Below are 22,332 nucleotides of genomic sequence, written 5' to 3' on the forward strand. Positions count from 1 at the left end.
AATGAAAAAATATACAATTATACTTTTAGCAATCTTAACGCTTTCGAGCACTGGTTGTAAAAAATTCCTAAATATTGTACCAACAGATGCACTTTCTGGTAACAATTTTTGGCAAACTCAAAAAGATGTAGAAACCTTTACAAATGGTTTATACGCCCAATTTAGAAGCAAGGTTAGTGGTGGCCTTATGACGGTAGGAGATTTACGTTCGGCACCAATTTCTACAACCGATGGTACGTATGGTTTTTACCTCGCTAATAATGATATATATGGTTTAGAAAATTTTGCCTCACCAACTGCTACTAATCCTGCCAGAACTCAATGGACAATTGGTTGGACATTTAAAAACATGACGTTGTGGAAACCATTTTACGACATCATTGCTTCATCAAACTTGCTGTACAAGAAAATAGATGAAATGCCATCAGGAGTATTAAGCGCAAGTGAAATTAAAAAATATAAAGCAGAAGCGGTGTTTATGCGAAATATGTGTTATTTTTTCTTGGTGCGTTTATATGGCGATGTGCCTTATAATACAGATGCTTTGAACACAAAGGCATTACCTAGAACACCAATGGTAGAGGTTTTAAATAAATGCATAGCTGATATGGAAGCGGTAAAAGGAGATTTACCATGGACCTATTCAGATCCATCATTAATTGGGGTAAGAGCTATGAGAGGTGGAGCTATTGCTTTGTTAATGCACATGAACATGTGGGCTGCTGGTTTTGATGGAGAAGCTAATAAACAAAAATACTACACAGCTGTAAAACAACTTGGTGTAGAAATTAGTAGTTCAACAGATTACGCATTAATACCTTATACTCAAGAAGACAATAAGAGACTATTTAAAGGTCGTACTAAAGAAAGTTTGTTTGAGGTGTATCAAAGCTTTAATAATGGAGAGAAATTTTCTACCTACGCTAATTTGGGCTATGTATTAAGTCACTATCCTTATTTAGGACAAACAACTTTTATAACCAGTAGAGGATATTATCAAAAAACTTGGATGGATAAAATTTATAGTGATGGTATACCTGATGCTAGAAAAGACCTTTGGTTTGAAAACAGAACTATAAATAACAATACATTTCAATTTAAAAAGTTCGCTAATACTTACGTAAATAATATTACGGTACAAAACGATGATGACATCATTATTTTCCGTTTATCAGATGCGTATTTACTAGCTGCAGAAGCACTTGCCAATTTGGGGGAAGATACAGATGCACAAGTTTACTTGAATAAAGTAAGGCAGCGTGCTAGTGCTACTAATATTACATCAGGAGGAGATCAATTAAAAGATGACATTTACCTTGAACGCGTAAGAGAGTTTATGGGCGAAGGCCAGTATTATTATGATTTGGTAAGAACTAAAAGAATATGCGACTCTAAATTTTGTGCATCTCCAATTAGCGTAAGTGCTTTTAATGCTGGCGCTTGGACATGGAAAATTGATGAATCTGCATTTGTAGAGAACCCAGGTATGACTTTAAATTATTGGAGATAACAATGAAAAATAAACTAACTATAAAGGCAATCATTTTAGTTGCTGTAAGCATTACATTGTTTACCGCTTGCCAAAAAGACAAATACTATTTTGATAGTGGTACAGCAAAAGGCACCTTTAATGGAAGTATTTTGGCCTTCCTAAAATCAAAACCAGTATACTTTGATACCTTAACCAAGGTAATTGCAATTGCAGGAATGAATGATGTGTTGGATAAAGAAAATGTAACGTTTTTTGCACCAACCAGTTCATCAATTTATAAATCTGTAAAAGGTCTTAATCTTTATCTTAGACAGAATGGTAGAGATACTGTAGCTAAACTAGAGCAGATTAAGCCAGCAGCTTGGAAAGAAATTTTATCGCAATATATCTTTAAAGGAACCAATAAACTTAAAGACTATCCTCAAATTGATACCTTAAACATGGCTGCATTTCCTGGTCAGGGGTATACCTCAATTGGCGGTAGAACTATGAATATTGGTGTACGCTTTAATGATGCAGTAGTTTACGATGAAAACGGTGTAGAAAAATCAAGAGTAAAATATGCAGGTTATCGTCAGCTGTATATCGCTTATATTCCAAACTACGCAGATCCTAAAGTTGGCTTAATCAACATTCCAGTAGCAAGTTCAGATATTGCACCAACTAATGGTATTGTACATGTGCTAGCACAAGAAGCAGCTTTTGGCTCATTTACGTATAGCAAACACAACTTTGGCTTTAGTACCAACTTGTTTATCAATACGGTACAATCTTATGGTATTTTACCTGTAACTCCTTAATTATTAATAGATTAATTATAACGCAAACTATGTTTAATAATTACAAAAATATAACCCGTTTAAGCTCAGCTTTAATACTATTAATGGCTTTGACTATCTATTCTTGCAAAAAGAAAGAGGTGATTGGCGAAGATCCATACGCTGGTGGTAAACAACCACTAGGTATTAAGTTTGACAATACTTTACCTGATCCAGCATTAGCTACACAAGGTTCAGAAGTAACTGTTTTCGTAAGAGGGGTAAAGAAATACGAAAACGACTATAAATTTTATGTAAATGAAATTGAAGCAACTGTGCTGAATTTAACTGATAGTACAATTCGTATTGTAGTACCAACAAATGCAAGTACAGGTGGTTTATCAGTGGTTACTAAAGAACAAACTTTCTTTGGCCCAGTACTTAATATAGATGGAAAAGTAAGTATAGATAACACTTTCCAAACAAATGGAGCTACCTACCGTGATAATAATGCGAATATCTATGTGTCATCAATAAATGATATTTCAACATTGGCAAATGGTAATTCTTTTGTGGTTGGTTCATTTAATAACTTTGATAATCGTTGGACTGAAAAAATTCCCAATGGAGCAATTGCCCAAATTGATCCGAACGGGACTTATATTGCTCCAGTACCTAGCGATGTGAATTCTGTTAACTTTGGTAAAGGAGCTAATGGCGTAATAAATACGGTAACTCGGTTAACCAATGGCGCTAATAACGGTAAATACATTGTATCAGGAGATTTTACTAGCTTTAATTCTACACGACCAAACCGTATTAATATTTCTGGTATTACTAGGTTAAATAGTAATGGCACACTAGATAGTACTGTTATTGATGTAATAAACCCAACGCCTAATGTATTATCTAAAAATAGAGATACTGTACCAAGCTTTAATGGTGGAGTAATAGGGTCTATTAAAAAATCATTTGTATTTGGCGACCGAGTATATATAGTAGGTAGCTTCCAATATTATGTTCGACGTTTTTATGAAAGATCTACTTATGATACTAAAATAGGAGACGTTGTTAAAATGAATCAAATGGCTTGTTTAAAAATTAACGAGGCCAATCCTGTTGATGAAGGTGATTTAGACTTAACCTTTCATTATAATTCAACCACCAAACAAAGTCCAGCTGCAGGAAATGGTAGCATAAGAGATGCAATTCAATTGCCAGATGGAAAATTAGTTTTAGTAGGAGAATTTACCACATTTAACGGACAACCAGCTAACCACATCGTTCGTATTAATTTAGATGGATCTGTTGATGCGAGTTTTAATACAGGTAGTGGTGCAGATAATGATATCAGTTCTATTACGTACAATGCAACTACCAATAAAATTATGGTTGCTGGTTTATTTAAAAATTTTAACGGTAGCGCCAAACAAGGAGTAGCTATGTTAGAGTTAAACGGAAGCTTAACACCAACATTCAATTTTGGTACAATTACCACAGGCACACCAACTTATGCTGGTCAGTTAAATAGCGGTAAAATCATTGTTTCAGGTAGTTTTAAAACCTATAACGGTATAGTTCGTCAAGGATTTATGATTATAAATGCCGATGGATCTTTAGCTGCAGGTTATAATAACACTGGTCAATTTATAGGCAACATTTATAAAATGATTGAAACAACTTCGGGAGTTAATACCAAAGTTACACTAGTCGGCTTTTTTGCAAGGTTTGATAATAAAACCTTTAAAAGTATACTTCGTATTACATTGAAACCATAACGCTTAAAAATATTTGATATGAAAACACTAAATAGAAAGCAACAATTAATAGTGATTAATAGCTTAGGTTTTATGAGCCTGTTATTGGTACTATTGTTTATCTCTTCTTGTAATAAAGACTTTCCAAATACCTTAAGAGAAGGGTATCCAAATGATACTACAAACCTTAAAGAAGGAAAGCGCAAGGTACTTTACATTATTTTAGATGGAGTAAGAGGCAATGCAGTAAAAACTTTAAGCCCGCCAAATATTACGCAAATCGTTAGAAAGTCTATTTATACTTTCGATGGTTTACTAGATCCTAAATCTACAGCAGTAAATAATGGTAATGGTTGGGCAAACTCATTAACTGGCGTAACAAGCGCTAAACATAAAGTTTTAACAGATGATTTTGCAAATAATCAACTGACTGCTTTTCCAACCTTATTTACACGTTTAAAACAACAATCACCTAATCTTCGTACAGTTTCTATTGCTGCTACAAATGCATTTAATACAAATTTAGCTGTTGATGCAACTGCTAAAGTTGATGCGCAAAATAGTGATGTTAAAGTTAAAGACGCAGTAGTAGAAGAGTTAAAAAGAGACGATGCAGGTATCGTGGTAGCTCAGTTCCATAGTGCTGACGAAGCAGGAGCAGCCAATGGCTACACAGATAGTTCTGTACCGTATACAACCGCCATTACACAAATTGATACTTATATAGGCAATATCATTACTGCTTTACAAGCTCGTGCAGGTTTTAGCAAAGAAGATTGGTTGGTGGTTATTGCATCTAACAAAGGTGGCTATATAACTCCAGCACCTGGCGATTCGGATTTAGGAGCATTTGGAGAAGGAGCGAAAAATACCTTTACCATATTCTATAACCCTAAATTTACTCAACAATTTGTTCCTAAACCTGATGTAAATACCATTCCATTTTCTGGTTTTGCACCAAGATTGGTAAGTACAGCTACAACACGTAATGTACTAGCTGCAGATAACAATACCACTATTGGTAATTTTGGTACAACTGGCGATTATACGTTGATATTTAAAGTAAGAGCAGATCATGCGTCGGTTGGTGGATATCCTCCAATTATTGGTAAGGAGTTAAATTTTCAACAAAATAGCCCGGGCTGGGTAATTTTCACTAACGGAAGTGATTGGAACTTTAAAGCAAATGGGACCCAACAAATGGGTGGTGCGCCTGCCGGTGCTACCAGAACCTTTAGAGATGGTTTATGGCATACTATAGCTGTAAAAATCTATACAGAAAATGGAAGTAGATACGTAAAAGGATTTCAAGATGGTAAATTGGCTGGTGGGCCTTTAACTAGTGGTAATGGTACGTATACTGCCAATATGAGCTCTACTACACCATTTACGGTAGGTAATATTCCTACTAGTGAATCTACAGTTGGTGCAGTAAATGTATTAATTAGAGAAGTAGCCATGTATAATGTAGCCATGCCAGACGCAACAATAACAAGCTATATGCGTAAAACGGAAGTATTGCCAACAGATCCTAATTATGCAAATTTAATGGGCTATTGGCCACTTACAGAGGGTTCTGGCCTTACTGGTGCAGATAAATCTGGTAAAGCACCAAATTTAAAGTTCTCACCTTCAGAAAACTGGACTAGCTTCTTAGATAGCTCACCAAATTTAAGTCCTCCTGTTAGCGATGCAGCTTATGCTGTAGTCATCAATAACGTAGATATTCCAATGCAAATTTATCAATGGATGGGCGTAGCTCCTCCTGCTACTTGGAACTTAGATGGTAAAATTTGGAAATTATTATACACAGACGTTCGCAATAACTAAATAAAGCTATGAACACAAAAACATTTATAAAATTAACCACGATTATTGCAATCGTATTCAGTATAGCTGCCTGTAAAAAATACGGCATAGAAGTACCCGATGGTTATGATGATGCTTCAGGCAACAAAGCTGATGTAACAGTAGATACCAATATGCTGAACATCGATCGCTCAGGATATGCTAAAGCTCGTTTGTTCCCAGGTTTGGTAGATCAAACCGAACCTCGTGTACAAAATAAAGAGTTTACTTTAGATTTGAATTTTGAGAATCAAACCGCAACTACCTTACGTATACAAGCAGCACCAGAACCTCAGTACAGTACAGGTTACTATGCAGCTCCTGGAGAGTTAATTAAAATTATTGTACCTGCAGGTGTAAATGGTTTAAGTATGCAAATTGGTGGCCATACAGATAATTTATCTGGTAAAGTACCTTTGTTACGTGATCCTATTATTTATAATGTAAAAGCCTTATATCCAGGCGTAAATTACATGCGCAACATCTACGGAGGTACGATTTATATTCACGCTAGTTTTGCAATTGCACAACCTGTAAAATTCATTATTTCTGGTGCAGTAGTATCTCCAGATTTTATTTTAGGTCAAATCAGCGATGCAGATTGGGTAACTAAAGTAAAAGCATCAAATGTGCCTTGGTTAGAATTTAGAACCAAACGCGTAATCTTCTTAATACCAAGAGATAAAGTGATAGCTACTTTCAGCTCAAGCGAACCATTAAATAATCCAACAGCTGTAATGACCAAATGGAATGAAGTTTTCGATTTGGATTATAATGCATGGATGGGATTATCAGATAATGCACCCGATCAAGTAGATAGAAGCCCACAAGGACCATGGAGAGGAGTGTTAGATATTCAATTAACAGTAGGTTACGGTCACTCGGGTATTCCATTTGTAGGTACCAATGATAACGAATGGTTTAAAGGATTTACAAGTTTAAAAAATGTTACTACAAGCGTTGGTCAATGGGGAAGTTACCATGAATTTGGCCATAACTGTCAACAACCTAATGTTTGGAGCTGGAGTACTTTAGGTGAAACCACCAACAACTTATTCAGTTTTAAAGTAGCTAACCGTATAGGTGCCGATTATAACGTATTGCATCCAGCAGTTAGGAGTGGTTTTCCATTAGGTATTGCATGGGCAACTACCAGTACAACAACAGCAACAACAATTACTACAGGTTCTAGAAACTTTGATGCAGATGTTCTTATAAATAATACAGATACGGGTCCTTTTATAAAGATTACACCTTTTGTACAACTTTTTGATACCTACGGTTACGGCGGGATGACTAAATTATATACAGAAGCACGTCATGCTCAACGTTTTTCATACAATGATATTGATAAACATGATTTTACTTACGAGAAATTATCAGACTTTGCACAATTAGATTTATCTGCGTTTTTTGATGCTTGGGGTATTAACATCAGTAAGCAAATGGTGGCAAAAGTTTCAGCTAAATATCCATTAATGACAAAACAAGTTTGGACCTATAATCCATTAACTAAAGCAGGAGGTACTGCTACCATTGTACCAACAATTCTACAGATAAGTTCATCACAATCTAACGAGGGCTCACCTGCTGCCATGTTAGATAATAATAGTACAACCTATTGGCACTCACAATACTCGCCAGCGCCAACTGCAGCACAATCTTATCCTTTTACTATTATTTATAGTCAGAATGTAAGAACACCTATAAAAGGAATGTATTTCTTCCCTAGAAATTCTACAGCGCAACGCGTAAAAGATGTAGAGATATTGATTAGCGATGATAATGTGAACTTTACAAGTATAGGTACAACTCAAATTCCTAATGCTTTTGCCCGTTATGAGTATTTATTTCCTAATGGTGTTGTTGCACCCCGCTTTATTAAAGTTTTATTAAAAAATAGTTGGGTAACAGGAAATACTACGCTAGCCGCAATGGCAGAACTAGGTGTAATTAAACAATAAATTAAGTTGATAAAATTGTAAACAGATGAAAATTAATTATAAAAAAGCGATACTATTTAGTGCTTTGATTACAACAACAGTTACAGGTTTTATTAGCTGTAAAAAATATGATAACCCACCTCCGGTTTTCGAAGAGCCAATAACTAGAAGTACTATACAGCGAAAAGTAATAGTAATCAGTATTGATGGCTTAACTGGAGCTGAGTTAAAAACAATTGCACCACCAGCTATAGGAGATTTAAGAAAAACATCAAAATATACCTATGATGTAATTCGTGGGTCTGTAGCTAATGATGTGGCTTCTTGGGCATCAATGATTAACGGGGTTAGTTATTCTAGACATCTAATTAAAACTGACGATTTCCTACCTACACCCAAAGAAAATTCACACGAATCACCTGGGGTTTTCCGAAATGCATTTGATTATATACTACAATATAAATCTTTAAAAACGGCAATTGTAACGCCGTGGCCAAATCTTCGTAATTATTTACGCATTGCTGATTTTGCTCCAATAGTAAGTACAGATGTTGCTGTAAAAGATTCGACTATCAACATATTAAATACTAAAACCCAGTTGGGTGCTATGGTAGTTAATTTTAGAGATGTAGAAGCAGCAGGTGCAAATGGTGGTTTTGTAGCAAGTAATACGGTTTATAAAAATGCAGTATTAAAAGCTGATGAATATGTGGGTAACATTGTAGCCGCAATTAAAGCTAGAAAAAGTTACGCTAATGAAGATTGGTTAATTATTGTAACAACTAATCATGGTGGAAGTAATGATGATCCAAAAGCTGGATTTTTAATTGCTTCACAAAAAAACCTAAAGGAAGAATTGATTAAAAAGTCTGGTTTTAATACGGTCAACTTTAAAACCGATAACGTTTATGCAACAGTTCCAGTTGATAATGGTTTATATGATTTTGGTACCGATAAAGATTTTACGGTGCAAATGGATACCAAATTTAACAGTAGCGCTAGTTATCCTCAGTTTTTAGGAAAAAGTACATCAAATTACACAGGTTGGTTTTGGATGCAAGAAGGAGGTAACCAATGGAATTTGGAGTTTGGTGGTGTAAATAATGGAGGAGGAGGTAAACAGCAATTAGGAATTGCAGTTGCTTTAACTTCAGGCTGGCATACATTAACAATGACGGTGAAATATGTAAATGCAACCACCAGAACTGCTTCGGCTTATGTTGATGGGGTTTTTAAAAGCTCTTATAATGTTAGTGCTTCAAAAAACATCAATACTTCTGAATTATTGAGACTAGGAGCTAGAGGTACCACAAGTGGTACAACAGATTTTCATGCAGCTAACTTAGAAATTTTTAATGTAGCCTTAGACGCTACAACCATTACAGCAAATAAAGATTTAAAAGATATTACCAAACATCCTAACTATACTAATCTGATAGGATATTGGCCAATAGACGAAGGTAGCGAGGGAATTATCGGTAATAAAGCACCTAGTATGGGATATGATATGGTATTAGCAGGGAATTATACTTGGACAGCTCTAGGTACTAATGTTCCTGCAACTGTAGCACCAGATTTAACTAGTACTGGCAAATCAATTGTATTAACACCTACCACCGTTGGTGCAACCATGTTATACTGGTTAAACATTGATATTTTGCCAGCATTTGGTATTGATGGTAGCCCTTTCTTAAATCAATTTGAAATCGAGTTCTTAAAATAATAGTTTTAATTGGTTGTTTACTCCCTTTGTCGCCTTTGGTGGCAAAGGGTTTAACGTAATCTTAATAACTGTTTGCTCAACCACACGTTTTTACTACACTACACTACACTAAAAAATAATATGTTTCAAGAAATCTTAGCTAGCTATGGTTTGCAATTCGAAGATTATAAAATAGAGCTGCATGGCTCTGGACTTATTAATTATACCTGGAAAGTTTCAGGCACTGAAAACGACTATCTGTTACAGAAAATAAATACAAATGTTTTTAAGGAACCAGCTCATATAGATAAAAACCTTTTAGAACTGAGAAAATTTCTGGATCAATATGCGCCAGATTATTTATTTGTATCGCCATTGCCGAATCTAAAAAATGAAACAATGGTGGTGGTTAATGAAGGATATTATCGGATATTCCCTTTTATCAAAAACTCTAAGTCGGCAGATTATGTGAAATATCCAGAAGAAGCATATCAAGCTGCAAAGCAATTTGGTCAATTTGCTAAAGAATTAGATGGATTTGATACGACTAAACTGAAATATACACTTGTCGATTTTCATAATCTTCCACTTCGTGTAGAGCAATTTATAAGCGCATTGAAAAATGCAAACCCAGATCGTTTAAAACAAGCTACTGCAGAGATAGATGAGTTGACAAAACTTGATCATATCGCAACAAAATACCAAGAACTTATTCAAAATGGAAAGCTTAAAGAAAGAGTAGTTCATCACGATACAAAGATTAACAATGTGCTGGTTAATCAGCAAACAGGAGAGGGGCTTTGTGTAATAGATTTAGATACTGTAATGCCTGGCTATTATATTAGTGATGTTGGAGATATGATGAGAACTTACTTATCTGAAGCGAATGAAGAAGAAAAGGATTTAACAAAAGTAGCAGTGAGAGAAGAAATGTTTTTTGCTATTTACCGTGGTTATATGGAAGAAATGGGTGAGGCATTATCAGAATCGGAAAAGGAGCAATTTATTTTTAGTGGTAAGTTTATGATTTACATGCAGGCACTACGGTTTTTAACAGATTTCTTAAACGACGATATTTACTATCATACTGCCTATGCTGATCATAATTTAGTTAGAGCAAAAAATCAAATCCAACTGTTGAAATCTTATTTAGCAGCAGAACCTATTTTTAAAACCATTTTCCAAGAGCGCCCAGCAGTAATATAAAACACTATTTGAATGATTATTTATTTCAGCTAAATCAAATAGGTTAATATATGGTAAACAGTTGCCAAATAGTGCAAAGCAATAGTATCAGAAACCAAGTAGTTTTGATGAATGCAGGCTAGGTTAAACTAAGTTTGTATGAATAGATTTTTTACGAAGTTTAATTTTTTCTAAATATGAAAACCATTTTTATAAAAACACTAATTTTAGTAGCTATATCATTCTCTGCAATAGCGCAAAAAACACCTACTAGGGTGCTAATCATTGGTCTTGATGGATTTAGTGCAGAAGGATTTAAAACAGCAAAGCATCCTAATTTAGATAAATTGTTTGCAGACGGTGTATTGTCATTAACTACACGCCCTGTAATGCCATCTGTTACTTTGCCAAATTGGACTAGTCATTTAACGGGTTCTGGTCCAGAAGAGCATGGTATCACTAGTAACGATTGGACTTTGGCAAAACATCCTTTAACTTCTATCGCTACCGATCAAGAGGGTTATTATCCTTCTATTTTTAAAGTGCTGAAAGAAAAAGTCCCTAACGTAAAAACTGCTTATTATTACAATTGGAAAGAGTTAATTAATCCCATCAACCAAAAATATTTAGATGAGGTTTCTTTTGAGGAGAAAGATGATTACAGAGCAAACTATGCTAAAGCCAATGATTTTTTGGTAAAAAATCAGAAGAACCCAACATTAGTTTTTTTATATAGTGTACATACAGATCATGCTGGTCATGGCTTTGGTTGGATGTCAGATCCATATATTAAGGCAATAGAAGAAGCGGATACTGCAATAGGCGCATTATTGGATAAACTTAAAGCTGAAGGCTTATATAAAGGCACTCATTTTTTGTTAATCACAGATCACGGTGGAATTAACAAAGGTCATGGTGGTGTATCTATGAATGAAATGCAAGTGCCTTGGGCTATCACTGGACCACAGATTAAAAAAATGGGGTTAATTACAGAACCTAATAGTAATAAAAATACCTCATTGGTTTTAACTAAACTTTTTGGAGTGAAGGATATCCCAGATTTCTGGACAGGCGCATTACTAAAAGGAATATTTAAATAAAGAGGAGATTATATCGGAATATAAACAACAAAGCCAATCTTTTGATTGGCTTTGTTGTTTATATATTTTAGAGAGAACATTAATTTGTTTAAACATCTTAAATGCAATGCATAAACCAAAGAAACTATTTTCTTTTAAAAGCTAAGTAAGTACTAATAGCGCCTATTGCTGCAAATGCAAACCAAACATCGCCATGTAAAGGCAAGTTTTTGTTTTGATAAACGGCCTCATCTTTAACCTCTACAGCAGGTGCTGTTTTATTTTTAATTGATAAAGTGTTAGCTACTTTATGGCTTGACCCTGCTGTAACAGCTAAAATCAAAACAACAAAACTGAAAAATATAAACCTTAGGTATTTCATTAGAGATTTATTAATACTATATATCATTAGGCAATACCAATGCCATATCTTTTATGCGTATCGTTAACTATCTTTTTTGAGATTAAAACCTATAAATTAGATGTTTAGCCATATAATTTTATAAAACGGGGAATAAACCAATGAAATAGAATGAGGAATAAATTTTTGGGGAATAGGTAAAATCGGGGAATAATGGGGAAAATATTTCTTAGCCTGAGGTGAAAGCTAAAGCTTATATGTTTTTTAGTAAAACGGGATATATTTCCCCAATTTAGGGAAAACCACCCCGTTATGGGGAAATAATTCTACTTGCCTGTTTCAGAGGTGAAGAGTAGAATTTACCTCTAAAAATACCTACACTAGTTAAAATCTTTGTTTCGAGAGTACACTATCAAATTATGCACTAAAAGTAGACCTCATTTTATTCGGGTTTTAACAGAAAATAATATGGCTTTTGTTTTGTTTGTATCACACGGAAGGCGTTGGTAGTATTTAGTGAAGAATTTAAACCAAAAAGGAGCAACGCTAGTATTGATGGAGCAAAGGAATAAGATAATGGTGGTAGATGATAACCTCATAGACCAGATGATTACAGCGCATGTGTTGAAGAATATCAATACTAATGGAGAAATAATGGTAATGGAGAGCGCAACTGAGGCGCTTGAATATCTTTATAAACACCAATATAATCCTTCAGTACTGCCATCGCTAATCGTGCTTGATTTGGATATGCCAGGATTGAATGGTTTGGGTTTTTTGGAAAGATTTAAAGAGTTTTCAGAAGAAGTAAAAAGTATATGTCGTATTGTGGTACTTACAGCTTCAGAAATACAATCAGATATTGAACATATTCAAGCACACCCAGATGTATCCAAACTTATTTTAAAACCCTTAGATAAAAATGCTTTTGCACCAATTATATAGAATTTTTTAAGTTAATCTCCTCATAATTTTTTGTAGAAAACCCCTTATTCCTAAGGGGTTTTTTTATTGAAAAATTTTAGTGTAAAAGTCTATTAAATATAAATTTACTGATCCTAAATAGCCGTAAAATGGTAATTGTTAAAACGGCCTTTAGACGGGGTTGGTTCGGGGTTAGTTCGGACTTGTGACAATTGTATCCGAACCAAGTGCGACTAAACCCCGACCGTACTACATGGCAAACCTGAGTTAAGGATAAACTAGATATAAAGCAGCTATTAAATGGTGCGATTAAGGTATACCATTGTCAATTAGTAAAAATGGAGTAGATGGGGTTTAATTACAAATTATAACTTCAACTTTTTTGTTTGATCCTAATTTATAATTTCTGGTATTTTTTAAAATGTTCTTAAAACCTGTATATTGGTGAAAATTCTATTTAATATATACAATGAAAAAATATATCCTTCTCCTTTTATTAGCAAGCGTAAATGTTATGGTTAAAGCTCAAACTAAAGATGAAAAAGATGTTTTGGTAGCAGTAGAAAATATGCGTTTGGCATTAATTAGTGGCGAAAGAACTGCTTTAGAAAATGTTGCTGCAACAGATCTAAGCTATGGCCATTCTAGTGGTAAACTCCAAGATAAAGCGGCTTTTGTGGAAGCAATTGCTAGTGGTGCATCAGACTTTGTAACTATAGAATATAAAAACCAAACTGTAAAAGTTACAGACAAAACCGCATTGGTTCGTCATGAGTTGCATGCAAAAACTAATGATGGTGGCAAACCTGGAGAAGTGCATTTAGGAATCCTTTTAGTGTGGCAAAAACAAGGTAAGGAATGGAAATTGCTTGGAAGACAGGCTTATAAATTGCCTTAATCTTTAAATTATCATTGGATAAATCAATTTTAATGTTAAGTTAATGTTAACAAAAAATAACGTTAATTTCATATAGACTTAACATTGGCGTTTTACTTTTAACGCATGAATTATCCAGTGTTTATATTCCACGAATTAGTACTTAGGTTTTCTGATATCAATAGAGGAATTGGAAAGTACATCTCTGCCACCATAGATAATGGTGAGTGTTTAATTAATACAACCACAGGGCACATCAAAGTAGCGTTGTCTATGTTGGAAAAACAATACAATAATCCCAAGTTAATTTCTGAAGAAGAATTACAACAGTTAGCGAGTGGTTTTGAAATAGGATAAACTTATTTAACTATTTCGTACAAACAAATTGGTATCTAATATCTTTTTCTCAAATTCTTCAACAGGATATTTGGCTTCAATTAATTGTAAAAGCATTTGTGTAGCTAACTGACCGATTTCAAAAGCTGGTTGTCGAACTGAAGTTAATGATGGATTAAACAAATCCAGTACATCAGAATTGCTAAAACCAGCAATAGCCATATCATTTGGAACGCTTATTTTTAGGTTTTTAAAAACACTTAAACATCCAGTACTTAATCTATCACCCGCTACAAAAATGGCATCTGGTTTTTCATCTAAAGCCATCAATTCTTTAATCGCATTTTCAGTTTCTTCGTAAATCATCCCACCATGTGGACAATGTTTAATATAAGCTGGATTAACTTCAATATTATTCGCTTTTAAAGCTCCTTCATATCCTTTTAAACGCTCAATACTAATAGATAATTGAGTAGAACTTGTTAAGTGAGCGATACGTTTATAACCCGATTTTATAAGATGATTAGTTGCTTCAAATGCACCTTTCTCATTATTAGCAATTACTTTATGCGTTTCAATTTCATCCGCTACGCGATCGAAAAAAACTATAGGTAAACCTTTTTCATGTAAATAACTAAGGTGCGAAATGTCGTTGGTTTGAGAAGATAAGGAAACTAAAAGTCCATCTACAGATCTTGAAGCTAAATGCTGAACGTTAATTACTTCCCGATCATAAGACTCGTGTGTTTGAGTAAGAATAACGTGATAACCACGATCATATGCAATAGATTCGATGCCGTTAATTGCTTGAGAAAAATAGCTATTGGCTACTTCACTTACCACAACTCCAATAGATTTACTGCGGCGTTCTTTTAAACTTAATGCAATTGGATTTGGCTGATAATTTATCTCTTTAGCGTATTCTAAAACAATTTTTTTGGTAGCAGCGCTTATTTCATGTGTATCTCTTAATGCTCTTGAAACAGTAGAGGTGGATAGGCCTAAGGCCTTGGCTATATCTTTTATGGTAACGGGCTCAAACATGGTTTAACACTATATTTTGAATGGAATGGGAAATAAAAAGCTAAGTTAATAATACTGCTATTTCTTTATGGTTTTAAATATAACTTTTTAGATTGAATTTTTGGCAACGTTGTCGGGAACGATTGCACAGATTTAGTGTCCTGTACTGTTATGCTTTATAAAAAAAACAATGTAGACTTGTTAATGGAAGACTTTATACGTCGCCCATAAACAACCAAAATATAACCTAATTGTATGAAAAAATTTTTACTGCTCTTTTGTGTGCTTGCTATGGGAATAAATATAGCTAAAGCACAAACTAGACAAATTACAGGTAAGGTAACCGAAAAAGCTACTGGCGCAACCATTCCAGGCGTTGGAGTTACCATCAAAGGAACAAAAGTTGCAACAAGTACCGATGCAAATGGTGTTTACAAATTAACCATCCCTTCTTCTGGAACCATTGTTTTGGTTTTTAAATCTATAGGTTTTACCGACTATGAAGTTGAAGTTGGTACGAAAAACCAGATTAATGCTGTTTTAGAAGAAAATTCAACGATGTTGGATGAAGTTACTGTTAACATTGGTTATGGAACTGTTAGAAAAGAAGCATTAACGGGTTCTGTATCATCAGTTACGGCAAAAGATTTAGCAGATTTCCCGGTAGGTACAGCAGCACAAGCCTTAGCAGGTAAATTGGCAGGTGTAACCGCTACGACAACAGAAGGTAGTCCAGGTGCCGAAATTCAAATTAGAGTAAGGGGCGGAAGTTCTTTAACTGGCGATAACTCACCATTGTACATTGTTGATGGAATTCAAGTAGAAAATGCATTATCAATTTTATCTCCAAATGAAATTCAATCGATTGATGTATTAAAAGATGTGGCTTCTACCTCAATTTATGGTAGTCGTGGTGCAAATGGAGTGGTAATTATCACGACTAAAAGTGGTAGAGACGGTAAAACAGTTGTATCGTTTGATGCTTTTGCAGGAGTTAGACAAATTGTGAACGAATTGAAAGTAATGAACCCATTTGAGTATGTTACTTATCAATACGAACTCTATAATAACAATACTGCACAAGATGTAAAAGATGCTTTTGCGAAAAGATATGGAACTTTTGAGGATTTAGAAATCTATAAAAATATTCCAAATATAGATTGGCAAGATAAAGTTTTTGGTCGCCAAGCATTTTCGAATACACAAGTTTTAAGTTTATCTGGAGGAACAAAAACAACAACCTATAATTTTACCGCAAATAATACAGCAGAGGATGGTATTATGCTTGAATCTGGTTATCGTCGTAGTTTTGCATCGTTTCGTTTTGATCATAAAATTTCCGATAAATTTCGCACAGGTATAAATGCTCGTTACAGCCGCCAACGTGTAGATGGAGTTGGAACAACAAGTACAGGTTCTCAAGGTACTAACCGTTTAAGAAATTCAGTTCGTTATCAACCTTATTCTGGTGGTGGCGATTCGGGCGATTTGTTTGATGCTGATTATTTAACAACTCAATTATCAAATCCAATTTCATTGGCTCACCAAGAGTTAAAATACGATTATCGTAATGATTTAATCACCAGCGGTTATTTGAGTTTTCAAATTTTGAATAACTTAAGTATTAAATCAACCGTAGGTTTGAATTTTATAGATAGAAAAACAAATGGTTTTAATGGTCCATTAAGTGGATTAGCAAGAAATAACGCAGGTTTACCAGCTATTACGTTAGATAATTCGAGCGGCACAACCTTTATTAATACGAACGTGATTAATTATAAACCAAATATCGGTCAAGATCACATCGTAGATTTATTGGTAGGACAGGAGTTAAATCAGTTAGATTTAAAATCAAATAGCAGTACTGTGAAATGGTTTCCGATGAATATTACTGCGGATGAAGCATTTGCAAGTATTCAAAAAGCTGAACCACCAGTTGGTTCAGTACAAGATAAACCAACATCTGCAGTTGCAGGTACTCGTCAGTTATCGTTCTTTGCCAGAGCATCTTACTCGTATAAAGGGAAATATTTAGCTACGTTAAATTACCGTAGAGATGGTTCATCATTATTTGCAGAAGGTAAAAGATGGGGAGATTTTCCATCAGCACAATTAGCCTGGAGAGCTTCGGAAGAAGAGTTTATTAAAGATTTAAAATGGGATTGGTTAAGTAGTTTTAAAGTTCGTGCTAGTTATGGTATGGCAGGTAATAACAGAATCCCTCAAGATTTATATAGATCTCTTTTCTCGGCTAACTCAACAGCAGGCGGTTATGCAGCAAGTGATGGTTCTGTAACTACAGGATTGATTACAAATTCTACTACGTTAGCAAACAAAGATATTACTTGGGAGAAAAACATATCTGCCAACTTAGGTTTTGATATCGAATTACTGAAAAATAGAGTATCAATTGCATTGGATTTATACGATAACCGTACTAAAGATTTATTGCTTTTGGCAAATATTCCATCAATTAACGGATCAATTTATCAACAACAAAATATTGGTAAAACGCAAAATAGAGGTATCGAATTTCAGTTAAATGCAGTTGTGGCTAAAACTCAAGATTTCAGTTATAATGCGGGTTTTAATATGTCTTTCAACAAAAACAAGATTTTGCAATTACAAAACAATGTTCAATCATATGTAGTACAATCTGGTTGGGTTAATAGTTTAGCCGATTTCTTGGTTCAAGTAGGTAAACCAGTTGGTCAGTTCTACGGTTTTGTATCAGATGGAAGATATACTGTTGATGATTTTACTACTACACAAAATACAACAACTTTGGCATATACCTATACTTTAAAACCAGATGTGGCAAACAGCTATGCATTATTGGGTAATAAAAACCCTCAACCTGGAGATATGAAAGTTAAAAAATTATCAAGCGGAGCTAGCATGATGATTGGTGATGATGATAAAACTGTTTTAGGAACATCGCAACCTAAATTTACTGGAGGTTTTAACAACTCATTTACCTATAAAAACTTCGATTTTACTGTATTCATGAACTTTTCTGTTGGTAATAAAGTATACAATGCGAACACAGTTGAGTTTTCATCTCAATACAATGTTAAAGACAACAATTTGCTAGCCACCATGAATAATAGATGGAGAAACTTTGACGCCAATGGAGTTAAAGTAACAGATCCGGCAACATTAACTGCAATGAATGCGAATACCACCTTATGGACACCAACTACTGGTAATTATGCATTAACTTCTTATGCAATTGAAAACGGTTCGTACTTACGCATCAACAATGTAACCTTAGGCTATAATTTACCAACCAATTTTGTAAAACGCTCTAAATTCATCTCTAAATTGAGAGTGTACGCAACGGTAAACAATTTATACACCATTACAGGTTACACAGGTTACGATCCGGAAGCAAATACACGTAGATCAAACCCATTAACGCCAGGCATTGATTATGCAGCATATCCGCGTAGCAGATACATGTTGGCTGGTATTAACATGATATTTTAATCATTTAACTTTAAAAGGAAATGAAACTTAAATTTAAAAACGCTGCTTTTTTAGTTTTGGCTATTGGAGCAATGATAATTACCCCTTCTTGTAAAAAGTTCTTAGATTTCGAAACGCCATCCTCATCATCAGAAGATGTAGTTTTTGAAAGTACAACCTATACCAACTCGGCAATAATAGGTGTTTATAATAAAATGATTGGCGATAATGGCTATGGTAGTCGTATCTCTACTTTATTTGGTGTTACGGCCGATGATTTTAGAACATCAGGTAGTTATGGTTCGGCAGATAGACGTGGATTGAGCATGTATGGTGCGAGTACTGATAATTCAGATTTAATTAATCCTTTTGCACAATTATATGCAGGAATAGAAAGAGCAAATATTTGTATCAAATACATTCCGGTTTCAAAAATTTATACCAGCGGTTCTGCTACAGAACAAGCAACAATGAAACGCTATTATGGTGAAGCATTAGCATTGAGAGCTCAATTTTACTATGAGTTAATTCGTAATTGGGGCGATGTACCTCAACGTTTTACACCTGCTGCTTTTGCAGAAACACTTTTTCCTGGTAATGCCGATAGAGATGGAACTTACGACCAGATTATTGCAGACCTTAAAATAGCTGAAGATTTAGTGCCATGGAGAAGTGAAATTTTAGAATATGGAAGTTTCCGTTTTACGAAAGGAGCAATTAAAGGGTTAAGAGCCAGAATTGCTTTGGCAAGAGGAGGTTACTCTTTAAGATCTGCTACACGTACTATGAGCAGAAATGCTGATTATTTAAAATTCTATCAAATTGCAAAAGATGAGTGTAAGGATATTATGGATAATCGTGGACAACATGACTTAAATCCGGTGTATGAAAACATTTTTAAAACTTTACATGGTACACGTTTGGATGATGCGCATGAGTTGATGTTTGAAGTTGCAGCTTTTGGAAGTAATGCATCAACCGATAGTAAGTTAGGTTATTATAATGGAATTAGATTTAATGCTGCATCAACCTATGGAACTGGTGGTGGCGGTTTGAATGCTATTCCGACTTATTTTTATGAGTTTGATCAAACTAAAGATTGTCGTAGAGATGTGACCTTAGGCATTTTCGAAATCACGGCAACTTCTAAAAAATCAATTAATACGTTAAACAATTTTACTGATGCTAAGTTCAGAAAATCATGGACTTCGTTTGACGGAAAATCATCATCACAAAACTTTGCAATTAACTGGCCAATTTTACGCTTCGCAGATGTGTTGCTAATGTATGCAGAAGCTGATAATGAAATTGGAAATGGACCATCTGCATTAGCTATTAAGTCTTTAGGAGAAGTTCAAAAACGTGCTTATGCTGGTTTTACCGACTTGCCAATTATTCCAACTGATAAAGCTGGCTTTTTTGATGCGATTGTGAAAGAAAGATTATTAGAATTTGGTGGCGAAGGAGTTAGAAAATACGATTTAATTCGCTGGAACTTAATTAGTAGCAAATTTGCAGAAACACGAGTTAAACTTCAACAATTAATTGATGGAACAGGTGCTTATACAAATGTGCCTAACTATGTGTACTCGAAAGAGTCTACCTACAACTTAACACCAAGCGTAGCTGAAGTTGCCAGTATGGATTTATATGGTGGTGTACCAAATGTGGTATTATTCTCGCCAGGTTTAAACTCATCAACTGCGCCAACAGGTTATACTGTTAAAAATTGGAGAAAATCATTATCAACCGATAATCAAATTACAAGTATTTCTACAGGTTTTGCGTATTACTTTGAAGCAAATAAAAAGGAATTATTCCCGTACCCAAAAACGGTTTTGAATGAAAACACGAACATGACACAAAACTTTGGTTATATAAATTAAAAATATTAGATATGAAATCGATTTTTAATCAAACAAGCAAAAACTTAGTGCTGTTATTTGCAGCAATACTGCTAATTACAGCTTGTAAAAAGAATGAAGAAGTAACACTAGATCCGCCTCGTTTATTTAAGGCGAGTGATATAAAAATAGAGTCTGGTCAAACTTCTGCAAAAATAAAATGGGCAGTTCCTCTTTTTGCAACAGGAAAAGCATTAAAATATACCGTTGATTTTTCTAAAGATGCAAGTTTTGCAACCGTCGCCTATACAAAAGTTGTAGATACTGCTGGTATTACCGTTACAGATGATAACCTTGCAGTTAGAACTCCATATTATGCTCGTATAAAAGCAAATGCGTTTGAAGATCAACCTGAATCTAAATATATTGTCAGTTCAACTTTTAGTTTAACAGGTATACAATTGTTTTTGCCAGTTCGTGATGCAGAGGTAAGAGAAACTTCAGTTTCTTTACGTTTTGTTGGAGAAACAGGATTAAGTAGTATTGTGTTAACGCCAACAACCGGTACGGCAATTACAGCTACTTTGTCTGCCTCAGATTTAACTGCTGGCGGAATAATAAATGGAGTTTCAACTGGTTTAAAAGCAATAACTGGATTAACTGGCGGAATAACCTATTCGGCTGAATTATTTAACGGTACAAAAAGCAAAGGAATTTTGAGTGTTACCACATTGCCTGCAACTTCGTATACTAAAATTATTACTCCAGCAGATGATTTGAATGCAACTATCGCCGCTGCAGCAAATGGAGCTGTAATTGGGTTAAGTCCAGGAACTTATGCGGCTACATCAACAAATACATTTATTACTCAGAAAACTATTACCCTAAAATCTACATCGGGAACTCCGACAGATACAAAAGTTAACTTTAAAGAAATTGATATTGAAGGAACTGGTGCAGGTGTAACGTTATCAGGTATTGAATTTGACGGTGCAGCTGCATCATCATTATATTTCTTGAACTTTATTGGTTCTCAAGCCGCAAATGGTTCTGCTGCAACTTTCACTAATGTTGTGGTTGATAATTGTATTGTACATAATTCTACTACTTCATTTTTACGTGGTGATAGAGGCTCAGCAGCTAGAGATTTTAAAATTGGAAACATTACGGTTAACAATTCAATCGTTTATGATATGGGATCAAATGGTTCTTCAGCATATTATACTTTCCATGTAAATAAAATGGAATTTACTGCGATAAATATTACTAAATCAACCTTTTATAATGCTGGTCCTGGTTTATTTACTGCAAGTACAACTTATGCTGGTGCAGTTGTTCCATCAATAAATATTAGCTACTCTACCTTTAATGGATTTGGCGGGAATGCTAAATATGCACTTTTAGATGCAAATGCAAACCCAGTTAACTTTACCTTAACCAACAGTATTGTAGCTAACACACCAAAATCTGGAACAGTTGTAGCAGCAGCATTGCGTTCATCTGGGGCAGGAGTAACCACAACTATTTCTTATACTAATATGTTTGGTCTATATAGTACTGGAACTACAGCATTAACTTTTCCAGCTACGGTGGCCTTAACTGCTAATCAGGCAATAGATTTAGGTTGGACGGCTGCAAGTGTTCCACCAGCATTTCAATTGCCAGTTGGTTCACCATTAAGAACCGCAAGTAATACAAGTATTGCCATCGGAGATCCAAGATGGACTTATTAAAA

Annotated in this window: 16 protein-coding genes; 14 read left to right on the forward strand and 2 right to left on the reverse strand. The window is 34.6% G+C overall.

Annotation, left to right across the window (positions count from 1 at the left end):
- Position 1 precedes the first annotated feature (1 nt).
- From GM921_RS03290 to GM921_RS03325, 8 genes are all read left to right on the forward strand, one after another.
- Positions 2 to 1,510, forward strand: coding sequence for a RagB/SusD family nutrient uptake outer membrane protein (locus GM921_RS03290; RefSeq protein WP_182921186.1), 1,509 nt, complete (start codon positions 2 to 4; stop codon positions 1,508 to 1,510).
- Positions 1,511 to 1,512: 2 nt separating this feature from the next.
- Positions 1,513 to 2,292 (forward strand): fasciclin domain-containing protein, encoded by a 780-nt coding sequence (locus GM921_RS03295; protein WP_182921187.1) that lies wholly within the window; start codon positions 1,513 to 1,515, stop codon positions 2,290 to 2,292.
- Positions 2,293 to 2,375: 83 nt separating this feature from the next.
- The gene (locus GM921_RS03300) at positions 2,376 to 4,028 is read left to right on the forward strand and encodes a DUF5008 domain-containing protein (protein WP_182921188.1); all 1,653 of its coding nucleotides are present in this window, start codon (positions 2,376 to 2,378) and stop codon (positions 4,026 to 4,028) included.
- Between the two features lie 18 nt (positions 4,029 to 4,046).
- Positions 4,047 to 5,837, forward strand: a complete 1,791-nt coding sequence (locus GM921_RS03305; RefSeq protein ID WP_182921189.1) for a DUF4983 domain-containing protein — start codon at positions 4,047 to 4,049, stop codon at positions 5,835 to 5,837.
- Positions 5,838 to 5,845: 8 nt separating this feature from the next.
- Positions 5,846 to 7,819 (forward strand): M60 family metallopeptidase, encoded by a 1,974-nt coding sequence (locus tag GM921_RS03310; RefSeq protein WP_182921190.1) that lies wholly within the window; start codon positions 5,846 to 5,848, stop codon positions 7,817 to 7,819.
- Between the two features lie 25 nt (positions 7,820 to 7,844).
- Positions 7,845 to 9,521 carry a LamG-like jellyroll fold domain-containing protein gene (locus GM921_RS03315; protein WP_182921191.1) on the forward strand — a complete coding sequence of 559 codons (1,677 nt, stop codon included), beginning with the start codon at positions 7,845 to 7,847 and terminating at the stop codon, positions 9,519 to 9,521.
- 120 nt (positions 9,522 to 9,641) lie between these two features.
- Positions 9,642 to 10,706, forward strand: a complete 1,065-nt coding sequence (locus tag GM921_RS03320; protein ID WP_182921192.1) for a phosphotransferase enzyme family protein — start codon at positions 9,642 to 9,644, stop codon at positions 10,704 to 10,706.
- A gap of 176 nt (positions 10,707 to 10,882) precedes the next feature.
- The gene (locus GM921_RS03325; protein ID WP_182921193.1) at positions 10,883 to 11,785 is read left to right on the forward strand and encodes an alkaline phosphatase family protein; all 903 of its coding nucleotides are present in this window, start codon (positions 10,883 to 10,885) and stop codon (positions 11,783 to 11,785) included.
- Between the two features lie 124 nt (positions 11,786 to 11,909).
- On the opposite strand, the gene GM921_RS03330 is transcribed toward GM921_RS03325, so the two are convergent.
- On the reverse strand, positions 11,910 to 12,146 hold the full coding sequence (locus tag GM921_RS03330; RefSeq protein WP_182921194.1) for a hypothetical protein: 237 nt from the start codon (positions 12,144 to 12,146) through the stop codon (positions 11,910 to 11,912).
- Positions 12,147 to 12,641: 495 nt separating this feature from the next.
- Between GM921_RS03330 and GM921_RS03335 the strand changes: the two genes are divergently transcribed.
- From GM921_RS03335 to GM921_RS03345, 3 genes are all read left to right on the forward strand, one after another.
- Positions 12,642 to 13,070: a response regulator gene (locus tag GM921_RS03335; protein WP_182921196.1), complete on the forward strand. Its 429-nt coding sequence runs from the start codon at positions 12,642 to 12,644 to the stop codon at positions 13,068 to 13,070.
- Between the two features lie 448 nt (positions 13,071 to 13,518).
- Positions 13,519 to 13,947, forward strand: coding sequence for a nuclear transport factor 2 family protein (locus GM921_RS03340; protein ID WP_182921197.1), 429 nt, complete (start codon positions 13,519 to 13,521; stop codon positions 13,945 to 13,947).
- Between the two features lie 105 nt (positions 13,948 to 14,052).
- The gene (locus GM921_RS03345; protein WP_182921198.1) at positions 14,053 to 14,283 is read left to right on the forward strand and encodes a hypothetical protein; all 231 of its coding nucleotides are present in this window, start codon (positions 14,053 to 14,055) and stop codon (positions 14,281 to 14,283) included.
- 6 nt (positions 14,284 to 14,289) lie between these two features.
- Here GM921_RS03345 and GM921_RS03350 read toward each other — a convergent pair whose 3' ends face one another.
- A complete protein-coding gene (locus GM921_RS03350) occupies positions 14,290 to 15,306 on the reverse strand; it encodes a LacI family DNA-binding transcriptional regulator (protein ID WP_182921199.1) in 1,017 nt (338 codons plus the stop codon).
- Between the two features lie 234 nt (positions 15,307 to 15,540).
- Between GM921_RS03350 and GM921_RS03355 the strand changes: the two genes are divergently transcribed.
- Genes GM921_RS03355 through GM921_RS03365 form a run of 3 tightly spaced genes read left to right on the forward strand, consistent with a single transcriptional unit; the run spans position 15,541 to position 22,330 of the window.
- Positions 15,541 to 18,774 carry a SusC/RagA family TonB-linked outer membrane protein gene (locus GM921_RS03355; protein WP_182921200.1) on the forward strand — a complete coding sequence of 1,078 codons (3,234 nt, stop codon included), beginning with the start codon at positions 15,541 to 15,543 and terminating at the stop codon, positions 18,772 to 18,774.
- A gap of 20 nt (positions 18,775 to 18,794) precedes the next feature.
- A complete protein-coding gene (locus GM921_RS03360) occupies positions 18,795 to 20,639 on the forward strand; it encodes a RagB/SusD family nutrient uptake outer membrane protein (RefSeq protein ID WP_182921201.1) in 1,845 nt (614 codons plus the stop codon).
- Positions 20,640 to 20,650: 11 nt separating this feature from the next.
- A complete protein-coding gene (locus GM921_RS03365; protein ID WP_182921202.1) occupies positions 20,651 to 22,330 on the forward strand; it encodes a DUF4957 domain-containing protein in 1,680 nt (559 codons plus the stop codon).
- The last annotated feature ends 2 nt before the right edge of the window (positions 22,331 to 22,332 follow it).

The sequence above is a fragment of the Pedobacter planticolens genome, from assembly GCF_014172375.1.
In the GTDB taxonomy this organism is placed as follows: Bacteria; Bacteroidota; Bacteroidia; order Sphingobacteriales; family Sphingobacteriaceae; genus Pedobacter; species Pedobacter planticolens.

Bases quoted from the DNA above. Each gene is read 5' to 3' on its own strand.
- GM921_RS03290 (WP_182921186.1), top strand. From the start codon at position 2: ATGAAAAAATATACAATTATACTTTTAGCAATCTTAACGCTTTCGAGC.
- GM921_RS03295 (WP_182921187.1), top strand. From the start codon at position 1,513: ATGAAAAATAAACTAACTATAAAGGCAATCATTTTAGTTGCTGTAAGC.
- GM921_RS03300 (WP_182921188.1), top strand. From the start codon at position 2,376: ATGGCTTTGACTATCTATTCTTGCAAAAAGAAAGAGGTGATTGGCGAA.
- GM921_RS03305 (WP_182921189.1), top strand. From the start codon at position 4,047: ATGAAAACACTAAATAGAAAGCAACAATTAATAGTGATTAATAGCTTA.
- GM921_RS03310 (WP_182921190.1), top strand. From the start codon at position 5,846: ATGAACACAAAAACATTTATAAAATTAACCACGATTATTGCAATCGTA.
- GM921_RS03315 (WP_182921191.1), top strand. From the start codon at position 7,845: ATGAAAATTAATTATAAAAAAGCGATACTATTTAGTGCTTTGATTACA.
- GM921_RS03320 (WP_182921192.1), top strand. From the start codon at position 9,642: ATGTTTCAAGAAATCTTAGCTAGCTATGGTTTGCAATTCGAAGATTAT.
- GM921_RS03325 (WP_182921193.1), top strand. From the start codon at position 10,883: ATGAAAACCATTTTTATAAAAACACTAATTTTAGTAGCTATATCATTC.
- GM921_RS03330 (WP_182921194.1), bottom strand. From the start codon at position 12,146: ATGAAATACCTAAGGTTTATATTTTTCAGTTTTGTTGTTTTGATTTTA.
- GM921_RS03340 (WP_182921197.1), top strand. From the start codon at position 13,519: ATGAAAAAATATATCCTTCTCCTTTTATTAGCAAGCGTAAATGTTATG.
- GM921_RS03345 (WP_182921198.1), top strand. From the start codon at position 14,053: ATGAATTATCCAGTGTTTATATTCCACGAATTAGTACTTAGGTTTTCT.
- GM921_RS03350 (WP_182921199.1), bottom strand. From the start codon at position 15,306: ATGTTTGAGCCCGTTACCATAAAAGATATAGCCAAGGCCTTAGGCCTA.
- GM921_RS03355 (WP_182921200.1), top strand. From the start codon at position 15,541: ATGAAAAAATTTTTACTGCTCTTTTGTGTGCTTGCTATGGGAATAAAT.
- GM921_RS03360 (WP_182921201.1), top strand. From the start codon at position 18,795: ATGAAACTTAAATTTAAAAACGCTGCTTTTTTAGTTTTGGCTATTGGA.
- GM921_RS03365 (WP_182921202.1), top strand. From the start codon at position 20,651: ATGAAATCGATTTTTAATCAAACAAGCAAAAACTTAGTGCTGTTATTT.